The following is a 605-nucleotide window of genomic DNA, read 5'->3' as shown; positions in this document are numbered from 1 at the left end:
GCAAATATATAATTAATTATCGTTTTACAATAATTAATTATTAAAAAACATTCATTTAAAGCATTTTACATAAAAGCTATATAAACAAAATATCTTCTTATTTTCTATTTCTTAACCATTTATCTACTGGTTCAATAGCCGTATTTACAATAATTACTAAAAACGTACAAATTAATGCTTCCGCAAAATAACCTGAAGCTGCAATACAACCTATAGCCGCACTACACCATATTGTTGCTGCCGAATTTAACCCATGTACATTCGGTCCTTCTCTAAAAATGACTCCTGCGCCCAGAAAACCGACTCCCATAACAACTTGAGCTGTAATACGAGTTACATCGATATTTGGTGCAGTAGCTGCAACTTTTATAGATAATAATACAAAGGCTGCAGCTCCTGTTGCAACCAGCATATTGGTTTTTAAACCTGTTTCTTTATGATGCCATTGTCTCTCAAAACCTATAATTAATCCTGCGAATGATGCTACTACAAGGCGTATTAAAAAATCTGTTGTATCCAAAATAATTCTTGTTTTTATGATTAAACTTTCTTGTTTTTTAATAGTGAACTATAACTTTATATAATGTTACTTAACTATCATAAAT

1 protein-coding gene is annotated in these 605 nt (G+C 30.4%); it reads right to left on the bottom strand.

Translation table 11 applies throughout. From position 1 onward, the window contains the following. Positions 1 to 97: 97 nt before the first annotated feature. Entirely contained in the window at positions 98 to 520 is a 423-nt protein-coding gene (locus IW20_RS25095) for an MgtC/SapB family protein (RefSeq protein WP_035629113.1), read from the bottom strand. Positions 521 to 605 lie beyond the last annotated feature (85 nt).

The organism is Flavobacterium hydatis, assembly GCF_000737695.1.
GTDB classification, from domain to species: Bacteria; Bacteroidota; Bacteroidia; order Flavobacteriales; family Flavobacteriaceae; genus Flavobacterium; species Flavobacterium hydatis.
Note: the sequence above shows the minus strand (reverse complement) of the source record. Positions and strands in the feature narration are given on the sequence as shown.